Genomic DNA, 16,044 nt, shown 5'->3' on the forward strand with positions numbered 1-16,044 from the left:
GGAGGTCACCACGGCATCGCGTGGCGGACATTGCCGACCCCGGTGTCCTCCTCGTCGTCCGTGCGGGCCGTCAGGCGCGATGCCACGGCCACGACGCCGTCGATCCGTTCGACGAGAGAGAGGATCACGGGCAGCCGGCTCCGGTGCGGGACGGTGCCGTCGAGGGTGACGATGCCGTCCACCACGTGCACGTCGACGTCGGCGGTCGGTACGTCGGCCACGTCCCTCAGGACCTCCTGGACCCGTCGGCGTATCTCGGAGTCCGGGCGCAGGAACATCCGCAGCAGGTCCCGGCGGGTGATGATGCCGACCAGCCGGTCCTCCTCGTCCACGACGGGCAGCCGTTCGATGCCGCGGCGGGTCATCAGGCGGGCCGCGTCCGCCGCCGTCCCGTCGGCGAGGACGGTGACCGCCGGGGCGGACATGATCTCGCCCGCCGTGGTCGGCCGGGCCGCGGGCCGCTCGTCCGCGGGCGCGTACGGATCGGGCCCGGCGTGGGCCAGCACGTCGGTCTGCGAGACGACGCCCACCACACGGTCCTCGTCGTCCAGGACGGGGACACCGCTGATGTCGTACTGGGCGAGCAGCTTGGCGACGTCCTTGAAGGCGGTTCCCGGAACGACGGAGACGACCTCGTCGTTCATCAGGTCCGTCACCTTGAGGCTTTGCATGGGCCTTCCTCCTGGCTGCCGGGGCGTGCCGTGCCTGCCGTTCCGCCGCAAGCGGCGGTGCGGGGTGCGTACGCCAACCAGCATCCGCCGGAGCCGGCGGGCGGGCGAGGGGCCGAACGGTCCCCTTCGGGGCCCGGAAGGGACCCTGGTCCCGGCGGTACGGGGCCGGAGCCGGGCAGGGCCCTGGACGCGCCGATGGGCCCGCCGGACGGGAAACCGCCTCCGGCCGGGGCTGCTGCGTCGGCCACCGCCCTCGGGCGGGCCGGCGTCGGCGCCGGCGCCGACGCAGGACCCGGACCCGGTTGGTGTGCGGCGGCGGTCAGCGGGCGACGGCGGTCAGTGCGCGAGGCCGACGGCGACCGGAGCGGCCTTGTAGGGGGCGAAGCCGGTGTTGTCCTTGCAGCCGAGCTGCTCCCAGGTCTTGTCGTTGGTGACCGGGTCGGTACCCGTCAGCCGGTACTTGCACGCGCCCTTGATGAAGTTGCCCTGGACGCCCCCGGGGAAGTCGACCTCCTTGTTCCACAGGTACGGCGACTGGTAGTTGTTCACGCGGGCGGTCGCGTTGACGTCGATGCCGCCGGGCGCGTAGATCTCGTACACCCAGCCGGTCTTCTCCGTGCCGTAGGTCGCGAACCTCTTGGCCACCGACTGGTCGCAACTGGTGCTGAGGTGGGCGCTGAGCTGGCCGCCTCCCCTGACGATGTACTCGGCGAGCGGGATCAGCTGGTCGCCGCGCGGGGTGAAGCCGGTCCGGAAGATCTCCTCGACGTTCTCCCTCGTGTCGCCGCGCCACAGGGTGTTGACGTCCTCCCGCCACTGCCAGCGCTCGCCGGAGGCGGTGGCCGCGACGGTGGGGGCGATGTGGGCGACGGTGGTGGTGCGCCACCAGTCCGCGGCCCGGTAGGTGACGACCGGGCCGCAGGGCGCGGTGGTGTCGTCCTCCGCCGCCGGTGCCGCCGTGGCGGTCGGGGTGACGACGACGGAGAGCAGGAAGGTGGCGGCCAGGACCCGCAGAGCGGCCTTCAGCATGACGTGGCGACCCATCAGTCGAGGTGGTGAGGGGAGGGAGCACCCCGTTTATAGGGGTGCCGCTCCTCTGCCGGGCCGCGGGCCGCAGGACGGACCACTCGTGCGGGGGGATCAGTCGTACTGGGTAAAGGATTCGCCGGCCGGTCGGGTCCCGGCCCGCCCCACTCTGCCCCGCATCCGGTTTCCGGCCCGGTCGCCAGGCCGCCCACCGCGTCCCGGGTGCCGTCGCGGTCCCCGGTGTTCCGGCGGGCCCCACGGCTACGGCTAAGGCGCAGGCGCCGGCGCGGCCGGGTCGACAATGCGGCCGTCGCGCAGTTCCACGACCCGGTCGGCGAGTTCGATGAGGTTGGGGTCGTGGGTGGCGACCAGGACGGTGACCGACTCGCTGCGCACCACCGCGCGCAGCAGTTCCATGATCGACCGGCCGGTCTCCGAGTCGAGCTGGCCCGTCGGCTCGTCCGCGATGATCAGGTCGGGGTCGTTGGCGAGGGCGCGGGCCACCGCCACGCGCTGCTGCTGACCGCCGGAGAGTTCGCCCGGGCGCTGCTCGGCGTGGTCGGCGAGACCGACCAGGGCGAGCAGGGTCCGGGCGCGCTCCTCGCGCTCCCTGGCCGGGACGCGGCGCAGTCGCATGGGTACGCCGACGTTCTCGGCGGCGGTCAGGACGGGAATCAGGCCGAAGGACTGGAAGACGAAGCCGATGCGGTCGCGGCGCAGGGCGAGCAGGTCCGGCTCGCCCAGGGTCGCCAGGTCGGTCCCGTCGACGCTGATCCGGCCGCCGGTGGGGGTGTCGAGGCCGCCGACGAGGTTCAGCAGGGTGGTCTTGCCGGAGCCCGACCGGCCCTTGAGCGCGGTGAGTTCGCCCCGGCGCACCTCGAAGGACACCCCGCGCAGGGCGTGGACGGCCTGCGCTCCGCTGCCGAAGCTGTGGCGTACGTCGTCCACGACCACGATCGGCGTGCCGTCGTCCTTCCGTGCCGCCGGGACCGTGGCCGCTTCCTGATGGTCTGTCATCGCCTGTACCCCCCGTTGGGTCGTCCGGTCGGAGCGTCCAGCTCCGCTTTTCCCGCCCCGGTCACACTGCCGCTGCAACATTCAGAACGCATTTGCGCATCTGTTGCATCAATCACGCAAGCTCCTTCCGTCTTTGGCTCGAATCTGACAACATCGTCCGCTATCCGGTATCAGGGGTCCGGATGGGGGAGGAACTCACCACGTGCTCGGCTTCGTCGTGCGCCGACTGCGCGGGCGTTGGCCGCTCGCCGTCGCCGTGCTGCTCACCGTACTGATCACCGCGACCGCTCTGACCGCGCTGACGGCTTTCACCCGTGGCGTGGGGGAGGAGGGCCTGCGGCGGGCCCTGACCGGACCGGAACAGCCGCGGACCACCGTCGTGATCACCAGTGGCCATCCCGCCACCGACCGCGCCAAGGACGACGAATCCGTCCGCGCCTACGCGGACGAGGTGTTCGGACGGCTGCCCGTCACCACCGAGAGCGTGGCCCGCAGCCGCTCGTACGGACTCCCCGGCGCCGCCGCCTCGGGCCAGGACGCCGACCTCACCCTGCTCGCCGCCCTCGCCCGCGACCACGTACGGCTGCTCGCCGGCCGGTGGCCCGAGCCGGTTACCGCCACCTCCCCGTCCTCGACCCCCGGGGCCGCCACCACCGCCCCGGCGCCGACCCAGGTCGCCGTGCCGCGCGCCGCCCTGGCCCGCCTCGGCCTCACCGAGACCGCGCTGCCCGCTCCCGTCCGGCTCGACGACCGGTTCGGCGGACCCCGGCTGACCGTGCTGGTCACCGGCGTCTACCGGGCCGCCGACCCGGACGCCGGATACTGGAAACTCGACCCGCTCGGCGGCCGGGAGGTCCAGTCCAGCACCCTGGCCACCTACGGACCGCTCCTGGTGGACGACAGCGCCTTCACCACGGGCGCGCTCCTCCAGAACTACCGCCTCAAGCTGCTCACTCCGGACCTGCGCACCATCCGCACGGCCGAGGCCGAGGCCGTCCGCACCACGGCGGACCCCGCCGCGGCGGCCCTGGAGGGCACCACCTCCCTGCGCGCCACCACCGAGCTGCCGAAGGTCCTCACCGAGCTGGACTCCGGCATGCGCGTCGCCCGTTCGACCCTGATGATGGGCGCCCTCCAGCTCGCCGTCCTCGCCACCGCCACCCTGCTCCTCGTCTCCCACATCGTCGCGGTCCGCCAGGAACCGGAGCGCGTCCTGCTCACCGCGCGCGGCGCCTCCCGCCGGCGCCTCGGCGCCCTGAGCGCGGCCGAGTCCCTCCTGCTGGCCCTGCCCGCCGCCCTCCTGGCACCCCTGCTGACCCCGCCCCTGCTGAGCCTGATCAGCCGGTTCGGACCGCTGGAGCGGGTCCACCTGCGGATCCCGGACACCTGGCTGGTCTGGCCCGTCGCCGCCGGCTGCGCCCTGGCCTGCGTCCTGCTGACGACCCTGCCCGCCGTCCTGCGCGGCGCCTCGGCCGCCGTACTGCGCCGCGTCGGCGGCCAACAGACCATGGTGACCGGAGCCGCCCGCTCCGGCCTGGACCTGGCCGTGGTGGTCCTCGCCGTCCTCGGCTACCAGCAGCTCTCGCAGTACGCCGACACGGACACCCCGCTCGCCACCACCGGCTTCGGCGACGGACTCGGCGTGGACCCCGTCCTCGTCGCCGCCCCCGCCCTCGCCCTGTGCGCAGGCACGCTGCTGGTCCTGCGGCTGCTGCCGTTCGCGGCCCGGGCCGGGGGACGGCTGGCCGCCCGCGGCCGGAGCCTCGCCCCGGCCCTCTTCGGCTGGCAGCTCGCCCGGCGCCCCGGCCGGGCCACCGGGCCCGTACTGCTCCTCGTACTCGCCGTGTCCAGCGGCATCCTGGCCCTCGGCCAGGATGCCGCCTGGTCCGCGTCCCAGCGCGACCAGGCCGACTTCGCGACCGCGGGCGGCCTGCGCATCTCGGCGAGCAGCATGCCCGCGATGGGACAGGGCGGCCGCTACGGAGCACTGCCGGGCGGCGACCGCCTGGGCCCGGTGATCCGCCGGGAGCAGCAACTGCCCGGCGGTATCGTCGCCGACGTCATGGCGCTGGACGCCGCCAAGACGGCCGCGCACGTACCACTGCGCGCCGACCTGCGGGGCGGCCGCGACCTGCGCGAGCTCTTCGCCCCGCTCTCCGCCACCGCCGCACAGGCCCCCGGCGTCGCACTGCCCGGCAACCCCCGCCGCATCGACCTCGACGTGTCGGTACGGTCCGCCGGAACCGGCTGGGCCGCCGTCAGCGTGCTGCTGCGCGACCGGTTCGGAGCACTCCACGGCACACAGTCGGTCACCCTGGCCGCCGACGGCGACACCACCCTCACCTTCCCCCTGGACACCCTGACCGGCGCCCCGGTCGGGACCGCCGCGACCCCGCTGACCCTCGCCGGTCTGCGCCTGTCGTACGCGGGGGACGGCAGCCCTCCCGGCGACGGAAGCGAACTGACCCTGCGCCGGATCTCCGTCTCCGACACCCCGGACGGCGCCGCGACAGCGGTCCCCGCACCCGCCGCCACCGGCCCGGACGGCTGGCGCACCTCGCCCTCGCAGGAGCAGCGCGTCCAGCGGGCCCCCGAACTCTCCCCGGTCCCGGCCGGCTCCACGGACCTGGCACGGCTGCGCTACTGGGGCGGGTTCGGCACCGACAGGGGGGTCACCGCCGTACTGTTCCCGGCACCCGCCGCGCCGCCCGCCGACGCGGTCCCGGCCGTCGCCACCACCCACTACCTGCGGACCGTGGGCGCCTCCGTCGGAGACACCGTCCGCGTCCCGATGGACGGAGCGAGCGTCCCCATGCGGATCACCGCCGCCGTGGACTCCCTCCCCGTGGCCGGCCGCACGGCGCTCGCCGCGGACCTCCGTGTGCTCGGCCGCTTCCTCGTGGAATCCGCCGGCCGGCAGCCGGCCGCGCCCACCGAGTGGTGGCTGCCCGCCACCTCGGCGGCCGACCCGGTCCCGGCCCGCGCCGCCTCCGAACTGCGCGCCGGGGTCAGGACCGAGCGCGTCCAACTCCGCGAGGAGATCACGGACCGTCTGCTGGACGACCCGCTGAGCGCCGGCCCGCACAGTGCGCTCGCCGCCCTCGCCGTCGCCTGCGCCGTGCTCGCGGCCATCGGCTTCGCGACCTCCACCGCCGCCGAACGGCGGGTGCGCGGACGCGAGTTCTCCGTCCTGCTCGCACTCGGCACGCCGCGCCGGTCCCTCGCCGGGGCGGCCGCCGCCGAGGGCGGAGTGCTGATCCTCATCGGGACCGCCGTCGGCACCGGCCTGGGCGTCGCCCTCGTCCATCTGATGGCGCCCCTGATCGTGCTGACCCCCTCGGCCGGGCGGCCGTTCCCGCCCGTACAGGTGGACATGTCGCTCTGGCAGATCCTGCTGACGGCCACCGCCATCGCCGCCGTTCCCCTGCTGTCGGCCGTCTCCAGCGGCCCCCGGGGCCGCGACATCGCCGCCCGGCTGCGCCCCGTGGAGGACATGTGACCACCCCGCCGCCGCCCGCCACCCCGCCCCCGCCGACCGAGCCGCCGCGGCCCACCCCCTGCCCGCCCGCCGCCCCGCGGGCCGGGACGCGGCCCGCGCCGTGGGTCCGGACCCGGCTGCGCGCGGCTCCGCTCGGCACTCTGCTCGCCGCCGCGCTGGCGTTCGTCGCCGTGCTGTTCGCCGCGGCACTGCCGCGAGCCCAGGACCGGGGAGCCGACCAGGCGCTGCGGTCCTTCCTGAACGACGCCGGGTCGACCCGCACCAGCCTCCGGGCGACCGCACCGGCACCCGGGGCCGGACAGAGCGCCGAAGCCCTGGACCGTACGCTGAACAGCCTGCTCTCCCGGACCGGGAACACCTTCCACGTCGACACCGACCGGGTCGTCCACGGCACGCGGACCACCAAGCGGCAGCCGCTGCTGAACCCGGAACTGTCCCGCCCGCACGGCCTGCCGCCCAAGATGTCCCTGCTGTACGTCCAGCAGGCGCAGGACCACGTGAAGCTGGTGGAGGGGCGCTGGCCGGGCGACACCCCCCGGTCCGCCGGAGCCACGTACGAGCCGCCGCTCCAGGTCGCCCTGCCGCAGGAGGCCGCCCGGACCATCGGCGCCCGCGTGGGGTCCGTCCTGAAGACCGCACCCCTGGCCAACGGCACACCGTCCGTGGAGGTCGTGGGCCTCTACTCGGTCCCGGACAGGACCGAGGACTTCTGGGTGGACCTCGACTGCCTCCCGCGCGTCTGCAAGACCTTCGTCGGGGACAGCTACCTGTGGGAGGCCGACGCCCTGATCGGCGCCGGTGACCTGGAACGGATGGACCTCTGGGGCCACGACGCCGAGGACTTCTGGCGCCTCCCCGTGGACGTCGGCCGCCTGCGGGCCGACCGGCTCGACGCCACGAAGCAGGAGATCGCCTCCTACGTGGCCGGTCCCACCGCCGCCCGCCTCGCGTACGAGACCCGCCGCGAACGGCTGCGGACCACCTCGTGGCTGCCCGAGCTCTTCGAGCAGGCCCACGACCGCAGGCAGGCGGCGGCGCCGCTCGCGCTGATCGGACCCGCCGGGGTCGGCGGGGTCGCCTTCGTCGTCCTGTGCCTCGCCGGCGCGCTCGCCGCGGACCGGCGGGACGCCGAACTGCGGCTGCTGCTGGCCCGCGGCGGCTCGCGCTCCGCCATCGCCGGCCGCCTCCTGCGGGAGGGCGCCGTCACCGTCCTCCCGGCGGCCGCGGCGGCCACCGCCCTCGCCGCACTCCTGCTGCCCACGCCCCGGCTCGCCCCCGCGGTGCTCTCCGCCGCGGCCGTCGCGCTGCTCGCGCTGCTGGCCTTCCCGATACGGGCGGCCGTACTGCTGACCCCGCCCCGCCCGGCCGGGCGCTGGCGTCGGCCCGTGGCCGAACTGCTCGTCCTCGCCGCCACGGCCGCCGCCGTGCTGGAGGTCCGCCGCCGCGGGGTAGCCCCGGCCGGCAGCGACCCGGACCCGCTGCTCGTCGCGTCCCCGCTGCTGCTCGCCCTGTGCGGGGCGCTGCTGCTGGCCAGGGTCCAGCCGGTGGTGACGGGGTGGTTCGCCCGGGCGGCCGGCCACCGCTCCGGCCTGGTCGGCTTCCTCGGACTGGCCCGGGCCGCCCGCGGCTCCGGAGCCCGGGGCGCGGGCCGCTCCGGCCCCTCGGCCCTGCCGATGGTCGCCGTGCTCCTCGCCATCACCACCGGGGGGTTCGGAGCCACCGTCCTGCAGTCCGTCGAGTCGAACCGCCTCGGGGTCGCCCGGCTGACGGTCGGGGGCGACGCGTCGGTCTCCGCCTTCGGCAAGGCGAACCTCCCGGACGGCCTCGCGAAGGCCGCCGGTGCGCTGCCGGGCGTACGGACCTCCGTACCGCTGTGGATCGACCACGACTCGGCCCTCGTGGGTACCGTGCAGCGCTCCAGCCAGGTCAACCTGATCGTCGTCGACCCGGCCGCGTACGCCGAGCTGTCCCGCGTGCTCGACTGCGGCCGCTTCGACCCCGCCCTCCTCGCCACGGGCGGCGGGGAACCGGCGGACGCACCGGTGCCCGCGCTGTTCAGCTCCGGCGTGGCACGCCTGGGCGGCTCGGGCACCTTCACCGTCCAGCCCGGCAACGGCGGGGAGGTGCGGGTCCGGGGCGCCGCCGTGATCGACTGCACCCCTGCGGTCCCGGCCGCCGACGCCGCGACCGTCGTCCTGCCCGCGGGCCGCGCGACGGCCCTGATCGCCGGCGCCGACCGCCCGAACCGGTGGTTCGGCATCGGCCCCGTCGACGGGGACCGGCTGCGGGCACTGGTCCGGTCCGCGCTGCCGCCCGTGTCCGCCACCCCGTCGGCGCCCGTGTCCGCGACCCCGTCGCCCACGGCCCCGGCCACCCCCGCGGGGCAGGAGCCGGCCCCCGCGACGCAAGCGGACGACGAGGTGCTTCCCGTACGCACCAGTGCCGAGGCCGTCGCCGCGCTGGGCGCCGATCCGCTGCAGCGGTCGGCCGAGCACCTCTTCTGGGCGTCCGTCGCCGGAGCGGCCGGCTTCGCCCTGCTGGCCGTACTGCTGACGCTGATGCGGACCGTCCCCGAACGCGCGGCCCTGCTGGCGCGGCTGCGCACGATGGGCCTGCGCCGTCGGCAGGGCGTCGCACTGATCCTCGCCGAGACCCTGCCGCAGACCCTGGCGGCGGCCCTGGGCGGGGCCCTGGTGGCGGCCGTCGCGGTGGTGCTGCTGGGCCCGGCGATGGACCTGTCCACCCTGGTCGGCGCGAGCGTGCCGACCGGCGTACGGCTCACGGCGGCGCCCGTCCTGACCCAGGCCCTGGGCCTGGCCGCCCTGGTCGCCGCAGCCGTCCTCGCCGAGGCGGCGACATCCGGGCGGCGGCAGATCACCACCGAGTTGAGAGCGGGAGACCAGCGTTGAACAGCGACCAGCCGACGTACGAGGAGCTGCGCCGCCGGGCGACGGCAGCCGCGGAACCCCGCGCCCGGGCGGCGGACGCCGCGATCGCCTGCGACCGCCTGGTACGGATCTTCAGCACGGACGGCATCGAGGTACAGGCCCTCCAGGGGCTGGAACTGACGGTCGAACAGGGCGACCTGGTGGCCCTCGTCGGCGCCTCGGGCAGCGGCAAGTCCACCCTGTTGAACATCCTGGCGGGACTGGACGTCCCGACGGCGGGCAGCGCCGCCGTCGCCGGCTACGACCTGCTGGAACTGACCGCGCGGGACCGGCTGCGCTACCGGCGCGAAGCGGTCGGGTTCGTCTTCCAGCAGACGGCCCGCAACCTGCTGCCGTTCCTGACGGCCGCCCAGAACGTGGCGCTGCCGATGCAGTTGAAGGGCGGCGGCTCCCGTCGCGGCGGGAGCGCCCGCCGCGCGGCCCGGGTGGCGGAGATCCTCGACGCCCTCGGGATCGGCGACCTGGCGCACCGCCTCCCGGCGGAACTGTCCGGCGGCCAGCAGCAGCGCGTCGCGATCGCGGTGGCGATGGCCAACGACCCCAAGGTGCTGCTGGCCGACGAACCCACCGGCGAACTCGACTCCGAGACGGCCGCTGCCGTCTTCGAGGCCTTCCGCACGGTCAACAAGGAACTCGGCGTGACCGTGGTCGTCGTGACGCACGACCCCATGGTGGCGGGCGAGGTCCGCCGCACCGTCGCGATCCGCGACGGCCGTACCAGCAGCGAGGTCCTGCGCCGCCTGGTCACCGACGAGCACGGCGAGGAGTCGATCAGCGAACGCGAGTACGTCGTCCTGGACCGCTCGGGACGCGTCCAGCTCCCCGCGAAGTTCCTGGAGGCCCTCGGCATGGAACACCGGGTGGCGGTCGACCTGGCGGCCGACCACATCGAACTCCGCCCGGACCGGGCCTTCTAGCCCTGTCGTCGACGTCCCGCCCGCCCCGCGGCGCCCGGCACCGCACCGCACCGCACCGCGCCTCGCCGCTCTGTCGGGGCGCCCCTCCGCCCCTCCGCCCTGCGATACACGGCACCGGACGCCGCGGGCCCTACCGGCGCTGCTTCGACGACAGGGCCCAGGGGCCGGGTGGCCGCGGCGCGGCGGGAGCACCCGGCCGGGCGTCAACCTGTCGGCCCACCGCGAACTGACAGGCCGTCATGCGGACGCCTACGCTGCAGTGCGCGCACGCCTCCGGCATGCCGGAGGGCGCCGCTGTCGCGACCTCGCGCGCCGCCCGACAGCGTCCGGACCCGCCGGCCAGGGCTCGCCCGAGGACGGGCCCGCCCCCGCACCCCGGCCGAAAGGTGGACCCTTCGCCGCGGCGGACACAGTGGTCACCCTGAACCTGCCGCGCGGGGCGCAGCCCACCGGCACGGATCCGGCCAACCTCAGGGTCGGCGCCGACCGGGTGAGCCGGCCGGTCGGGGTCCTGGGAGCCGGACAGCTGCGGGTCTTCCACGTCACCGTGCGGGCCGACCGGCGTCCCGTCGTCATCGCGACGGCCGGGGTGCACTCCCGTACACCGGACCCGAAGCGGAACAACAACACCGACAGGGCGGTGACCCGGGTGACCCGCCCCTGACCCCCTCGCGGTGCGGCTCAGTCCACGTCGATGTGGACGCTGGTGGACTTCACACGGGCGACGGCCCGCACGCCGACCGCGAGCCCGAGCTCCTCGACCGCCTCGCGCGTGAGCAGGGACACCACCCGGTGCGGACCCGCCTGGATCTCGACCTGGGCGGCGACCTCGCCGAGCGTCACCGCGGTCACGATGCCGGGCAGCGCGTTGCGGGCGGACGTCGAGGCCTCGCCGTCGTCCTCGGCGGACTCCCGGGCCAGCTCCGCGCAGAAGGCGGCCAGACGGGCGCCCTCCACCATCCGCCGGGCGCCGTCCCGCCGGGTCGGGAAGCGGCCGGCGTCGGCCCAGCGGCGGGCGGTGTCGGTGCTGACGCGGAGGATTTGGGCGGCCTCGCCGATGGTGTAGAGCTGCACCCGGCAACTCTATGCGGCCGCCCCGCCCGCCCGGCTGGCTCGCCCACCCGCCCGGCCGCCCCGCCTGCCCGGCCCGCCCGCCCGCTGCCCCGGGGACGCCCTCCTCGGTAGGCTGGAGCCGCCGGGCACCCGAGACGGGGAGGTACGGGATGGGGAACGCCACGACCGGACCCGAGCCCCGGCCCGCCCCCCAAGCGGGAGCCGCGCCCGGGACGGGATCCGGCGCCGACCCGGGTCTCTACGGCCCCGGATCCGTCACCTGGCACTGCCACGGCGACCCGATGATGTGGATCGCCGGGGTCCGCGCCCTCTACCTCCAGGCCCTCCACCCGCGCGCCGTACGGGGCGTCATGGAGAACTCCGACTTCCGGCGGGACGCCTGGGGCCGACTGCTGCGCACCGCCGACTTCGTCGGCACCCTCACCTACGGCACCACCGAGGACGCCGAGCACGCCGGCCGCCGCGTCCGGGCCATCCACCGCAGACTGTCCGCCACCGACCCGGCCACCGGCCGTACCTTTCCCGTCGACGATCCCGAGCTGCTGCTGTGGATCCACTGCGCGCAGATCGACAGCTTCCTGCACGTCCTGCGCCGATCGGGCATCACGCTCACCGCCGCCCAGGCGGACCGATACGTGGACGAGAACCGCGTCAACGCACGTCTTGTCGGACTCGATCCGCAGGACGTACCCGCCGACACCGCCGGGCTCGCCGCCTACTTCGAGGAGGTCCGCCCGGAACTCGCCGCCGGCCCCGACGCCCTCGCCGTGGACGACTTCCTGCGCGGCCCGCCCGTCCATCCCCTTCTGCTGCCTGGCCGAAACCTGCTGTGGCGCCCGCTCGCCGGCCTCGCGTACGGTTCCCTCCCCGGCTGGGCGCATCAGCTGTACGGGCGGCCCGCCCCGGCCCCGCGCAGCGTCACCCGGCGCCTGCGTCTCACCGGACGCGTCCTGCGCAGCATTCCCGCAGGTCTGCGCTGGAAGCTGCCGCCAGGTCACATCTTGAAAGCGATGCGTCGCATGGGTCCCGGGAGCCGCCCCTCTCCGTACACACTGCGTACATCAGCGGCCATACTGGACCGGCCGGGGAGGGCGTAGCGCGACGACGGGGGCGATTTCAAGACATGGCGGAGTCCAGACTGATCCAGGGCCGGTACCGGTCGCTCGATCTGATCGGGCGCGGCGGCATGGGCGAGGTATGGCGCGCCCGGGACGAATCGCTGGGCCGGCACGTCGCCGTGAAGTGCCTCAAACCGATCGGCGCCGACCAGGACGCCCACTTCACACAGGTGCTGCGCGAGCGCTTCCGGCGCGAGGCGCGCGTGGCGGCGTCCCTCCAGCACCGGGGCGTGACCGTCGTCCACGACTTCGGCGACGACAGTGCCGCCGGCGGCCCCCTCTACCTCGTCATGGAGCTGCTCGAAGGGCGCAACCTCAGCCAGCTCATGGAGGACAACGAGACCCGTCCGCTCCCCGTGGACGTGGTCGTCGACATCGCCGAGCAGATGGCCGCCGCCCTCGGCTACACCCACGACCAGGGCGTCGTCCACCGTGACCTGAAACCGGCCAACATCATGCGGCTCGTCGACGGCACCGTGAAGATCTGCGACTTCGGCATCGCCCGGCTCGCGCACGACATCGGCTTCACCGCCAAGCTCACCGGTGGTGGCATGGCCATGGGCACCCCGCACTACATGTCGCCCGAGCAGATCGCCGGCGGCGAGGTCGACCATCGCAGCGACCTCTACTCCCTCGGCTGCGTCCTGTACGAGATCGCCACCGGTGCCCCGCCCTTCGACCTCGGCGACTCCTGGTCGGTGCTCATCGGCCACCGCGATGCCGCACCCGTGCCGCTGCGCCGACACCGCCCCGAGCTGCCCGGCTACTTCGAGCAGGTGGTCCTCGACCTGCTCGCCAAATGCCCCGACGACCGTCCGCAGGACGCCCGCCACGTGCACCGCAGGCTGGTGGAGTCCCGGCTCGGCCCGGGCGGGCCGTCCGGCGCCCTCGCCCCGCTCCCGGCCTGGGCCCGCGGGATGACCGCCGGCCGCAAGGCGGGCATCGAGGCGCGCCCCGCGAGCGGCGAATGGGCCGTGCTCACCGGCTCCTGGACGGCCGTGCGGCCCAGCGGCGAACAGCCCGTCCCGCGCACCGGCGGCGGCCGGTACGCGACGATCGTGCGCCCCGCCCCCGCCGAGGACCCGCGCCTCACCGTGGCCTACGGCTTCCCCCGTCCCGTCGGCCCGCGCGAGACCGGCCCTGACGCCCTCGCGGCCGGCCACGCCCGCGCCTACGCCCTCAGCCGTGCCGGCCGCCCCGAGGAGGCGCTCTCCGTGTACACGGCCGTGGCCGACGGGCGCGCCCGGGTCCTCGGCCCGGACCACGCCGACACCCTCGCGGCCCGCCAGGAGGCGGCGTACGAGATGGGCCGGCTCGGCCGCCACCAGGAGGCGTACGACGTCTACCGCGCGGTGCTCGTCGCCCGCGAGCGCGGCATGGGACAGCTCCACCCCGACACGCTGCGCTGCCGCCACAACCTCGCCTGCGCGCTGCGGGCGCTGGGCCGGTACGCGGACGCCCACACCACGGCCGTCGCGGTCGCCGCGGACCGGGAGGCCGTCCTGGGGGCCGAGCACCCGGACACCCTGCTGACCCGGTACGAGGCGGCGTACGTGCTCGGCCGGCTCGACCGCTGGCACGAGGCACTGGCCGGCTTCCGTGACGTCGCCGCAGCGCGGGAACGGGTCCTGGGCCGCGACCACCCCGACACCCTGGCCGCCCGCTACGAGGTCGGCATCGCGCTCGGCCGCACCGGCGGCAGCGCCCAGGCCCTCGACCTGTTCCGGTCCCTGGTCCGCGACCGCACCCGCGCCTACGGGGCCACCGACCCCGAGACGCTGCGCGCCCGGCACGTCCTCGGCGTCAACCTGGGCCGTCTGGAACGCTGGGAGGAGGCGGTGGCGGAGGCCCGTCAGGTGGCCGCCGCCCGTGCCCGGGTGCTCGGCGCCGAACACGCGGACACCCTCGTCAGCCGCCGGGAACTGGCCGTCGGGCTGGGGCGGCTGGGACGCTGGGACGCGGCCCTCCCGATCTACCGGGACCTCTCCGGCATCCGCGAACGCTCCCTGGGCGACGAGCACCCCGAGACGGTGCTGGCCCACGCCGACGAGGCCCACTGTCTGGAGCGGCTCGGCCAGGTGTGCTACCAAGAGCCATGACGACCTTCGGGCGGGACGTGTACGACGACGTGATCGTGGGCGGCGGGCACAACGGGCTGGTGGCCGCCGCCTACCTGGCCCGGGCGGGCCGCTCGGTGCTGGTCCTGGAGCGGCTCGGGAACACCGGCGGCGCGGCGATCTCCAGCAGGCCCTTCGTGGGCGTCGACGCCCGCCTCTCGCGCTACTCGTACCTCGTCTCCCTGCTGCCCGACAAGATCGTGCGCGACCTGGAGCTGGGCTTCGCCGTACGTAGGCGTACGGTCTCCTCGTACACGCCGACCGACCGCGACGGGCGACCCGGCGGACTGCTCGTCGGCGGCGGTGAGGACCGCACCCGGGAGTCCTTCGCCCGGCTCACCGGATCGGACCGGGAGTACGAGAGCTGGCGGGCCTTCTACGAGACCACCGGACGGGTGGCCCGCGCGGTGTTCCCGACCCTGACCGAGCCGCTGCCCACCCGGGCCGAGCTGCGCCGGCGGATCGACGACGAGGCCGCGTGGCGGATGCTGTTCGAGGAGCCGCTGGGCGTCGCGGTGGAGCGGCACTTCGCCGACGACCTGGTCCGCGGGGTGGTCCTGACGGACGGCCTCATCGGCACCTTCGCCGACGCGCACGACCCCTCGCTGGCCCAGAACCGGTGCTTCCTCTACCACGTCATCGGCGGCGGGACCGGGGACTGGGACGTGCCGGTCGGCGGCATGGGCGCTCTGACGGACGCCCTCGCGGCCGCCGCGGTCAAGGCCGGGGCGGAGATCGCCACCGGCCACGAGGTGCTCCGGATCGACACGGACGGCGCCGCACCGGCCGAGGTGGTGTTCCGTACGGCGACCGGCGAGGGCCGGGTCGTGGCCCGCACCGTGCTCGTGAACGCCTCCCCGCGGGCCCTGGCCGAACTGCTCGGCGAGACCCCGGCCCAGAACCCGGGGACGGCCCCCGAGGGCGCCCAGCTCAAGGTCAACATGCTGCTGCGCCGACTGCCCAGGCTGCGGGACACCGCCGTGGACCCGCGCGAGGCCTTCAGCGGGACCTTCCACATCGCCGAGGGGTACACCCAACTCGCCCGGGCCTACGCGGAGGCGGCGGCCGGGGAGCTGCCGTCCGTACCGCCCTCGGAGATCTACTGCCACTCGCTCGCCGATCCGACGATCCTCGGGCCGGAACTGGTCGAGCAGGGCTACCAGACGCTCACCCTCTTCGGCCTGCACACCCCGGCCCGGCTGTTCGGGCACGACAACCAGCAGGCCCGCGAGGTGCTGCTGACCGCCACCCTCGCGCAGCTCGACGCGCACCTGGCCGAGCCGCTCACCGACTGCCTCGCCTTCGACGCGGACGGCCGCCCCTGCATCGAGGCGAAGACCCCGCTGGACCTGGAACGCGAACTGCGGCTGCCCGGCGGCCACATCTTCCACCGCGACCTGTCCTGGCCGTACGCGGACGAGGGCGAGGGCGAGGGCGAGGGCGGCCGGGACGAGCGCGCCGGCCGGTGGGGCGTGGAGACGGCCCACCGCAACGTCCTGCTGTGCGGCGCGGGCGCGGTGCGCGGCGGTGGCGTCAGCGGGGTCCCCGGCCACAACGCGGCGATGGCGGTACTGGGGCGGTAGGAGACGCAGGACGGGCCGGACCCGGGCGCCCCGGCCCGGCCCGGCCCGGGAGGAGCCCGGCCCGGGAGGAGCCC

Annotated in this window: 11 protein-coding genes; 7 read left to right on the forward strand and 4 right to left on the reverse strand. The window is 75.3% G+C overall.

Annotated elements, in window-relative coordinates; translation table 11 throughout:
- Positions 1–5: 5 nt before the first annotated feature.
- The 3 genes from ACIPXC_RS04505 to ACIPXC_RS04515 all read right to left on the reverse strand — a co-directional run bounded on the left by ACIPXC_RS04505 (position 6) and on the right by ACIPXC_RS04515 (position 2,714).
- Complete coding sequence (locus ACIPXC_RS04505; RefSeq protein WP_401613440.1) at positions 6–671, reverse strand: CBS domain-containing protein; 666 nt, start codon at positions 669–671, stop codon at positions 6–8.
- Between the two features lie 336 nt (positions 672–1,007).
- Entirely contained in the window at positions 1,008–1,715 is a 708-nt protein-coding gene (locus tag ACIPXC_RS04510) for a hypothetical protein (protein ID WP_401613442.1), read from the reverse strand.
- A gap of 249 nt (positions 1,716–1,964) precedes the next feature.
- Positions 1,965–2,714 (reverse strand): ABC transporter ATP-binding protein, encoded by a 750-nt coding sequence (locus ACIPXC_RS04515; RefSeq protein WP_401613444.1) that lies wholly within the window; start codon positions 2,712–2,714, stop codon positions 1,965–1,967.
- A gap of 202 nt (positions 2,715–2,916) precedes the next feature.
- Here ACIPXC_RS04515 and ACIPXC_RS04520 point away from each other — a divergent pair, with 202 nt between their 5' ends.
- The 4 genes from ACIPXC_RS04520 (at position 2,917) to ACIPXC_RS04535 (ending at position 10,742) form a co-directional block, all read left to right on the forward strand.
- The gene (locus tag ACIPXC_RS04520) at positions 2,917–6,213 is read left to right on the forward strand and encodes an FtsX-like permease family protein (protein ID WP_401613446.1); all 3,297 of its coding nucleotides are present in this window, start codon (positions 2,917–2,919) and stop codon (positions 6,211–6,213) included.
- Positions 6,210–9,122 carry a hypothetical protein gene (locus ACIPXC_RS04525; protein ID WP_401613448.1) on the forward strand — a complete coding sequence of 971 codons (2,913 nt, stop codon included), beginning with the start codon at positions 6,210–6,212 and terminating at the stop codon, positions 9,120–9,122. The genes ACIPXC_RS04520 and ACIPXC_RS04525 overlap by 4 nt, the downstream gene beginning before the upstream one ends.
- Positions 9,119–10,078 carry an ABC transporter ATP-binding protein gene (locus ACIPXC_RS04530; protein WP_401613450.1) on the forward strand — a complete coding sequence of 320 codons (960 nt, stop codon included), beginning with the start codon at positions 9,119–9,121 and terminating at the stop codon, positions 10,076–10,078. The genes ACIPXC_RS04525 and ACIPXC_RS04530 overlap by 4 nt, the downstream gene beginning before the upstream one ends.
- Before the next feature lie 412 nt (positions 10,079–10,490).
- Complete coding sequence (locus ACIPXC_RS04535) at positions 10,491–10,742, forward strand: hypothetical protein (RefSeq protein ID WP_401613452.1); 252 nt, start codon at positions 10,491–10,493, stop codon at positions 10,740–10,742.
- Positions 10,743–10,759: 17 nt separating this feature from the next.
- Here the strand turns inward: ACIPXC_RS04535 and ACIPXC_RS04540 are convergent, their stop codons facing one another.
- Complete coding sequence (locus ACIPXC_RS04540) at positions 10,760–11,152, reverse strand: molybdopterin-binding protein (protein ID WP_401613454.1); 393 nt, start codon at positions 11,150–11,152, stop codon at positions 10,760–10,762.
- A gap of 149 nt (positions 11,153–11,301) precedes the next feature.
- On the opposite strand from ACIPXC_RS04540, the gene ACIPXC_RS04545 reads away from it, so the two are divergent.
- Genes ACIPXC_RS04545 through ACIPXC_RS04555 form a run of 3 tightly spaced genes read left to right on the forward strand, consistent with a single transcriptional unit; the run spans position 11,302 to position 15,970 of the window.
- The gene (locus ACIPXC_RS04545; RefSeq protein ID WP_401613456.1) at positions 11,302–12,249 is read left to right on the forward strand and encodes an oxygenase MpaB family protein; all 948 of its coding nucleotides are present in this window, start codon (positions 11,302–11,304) and stop codon (positions 12,247–12,249) included.
- A gap of 26 nt (positions 12,250–12,275) precedes the next feature.
- Positions 12,276–14,369 (forward strand): tetratricopeptide repeat protein, encoded by a 2,094-nt coding sequence (locus ACIPXC_RS04550; protein ID WP_401613458.1) that lies wholly within the window; start codon positions 12,276–12,278, stop codon positions 14,367–14,369.
- The gene (locus ACIPXC_RS04555) at positions 14,366–15,970 is read left to right on the forward strand and encodes a phytoene desaturase family protein (protein ID WP_401613460.1); all 1,605 of its coding nucleotides are present in this window, start codon (positions 14,366–14,368) and stop codon (positions 15,968–15,970) included. The genes ACIPXC_RS04550 and ACIPXC_RS04555 overlap by 4 nt, the downstream gene beginning before the upstream one ends.
- Positions 15,971–16,044 lie beyond the last annotated feature (74 nt).

This window comes from Streptomyces sp. NPDC090021 (assembly GCF_044748225.1).
Lineage (GTDB): Bacteria > Actinomycetota > Actinomycetes > Streptomycetales > Streptomycetaceae > Streptomyces.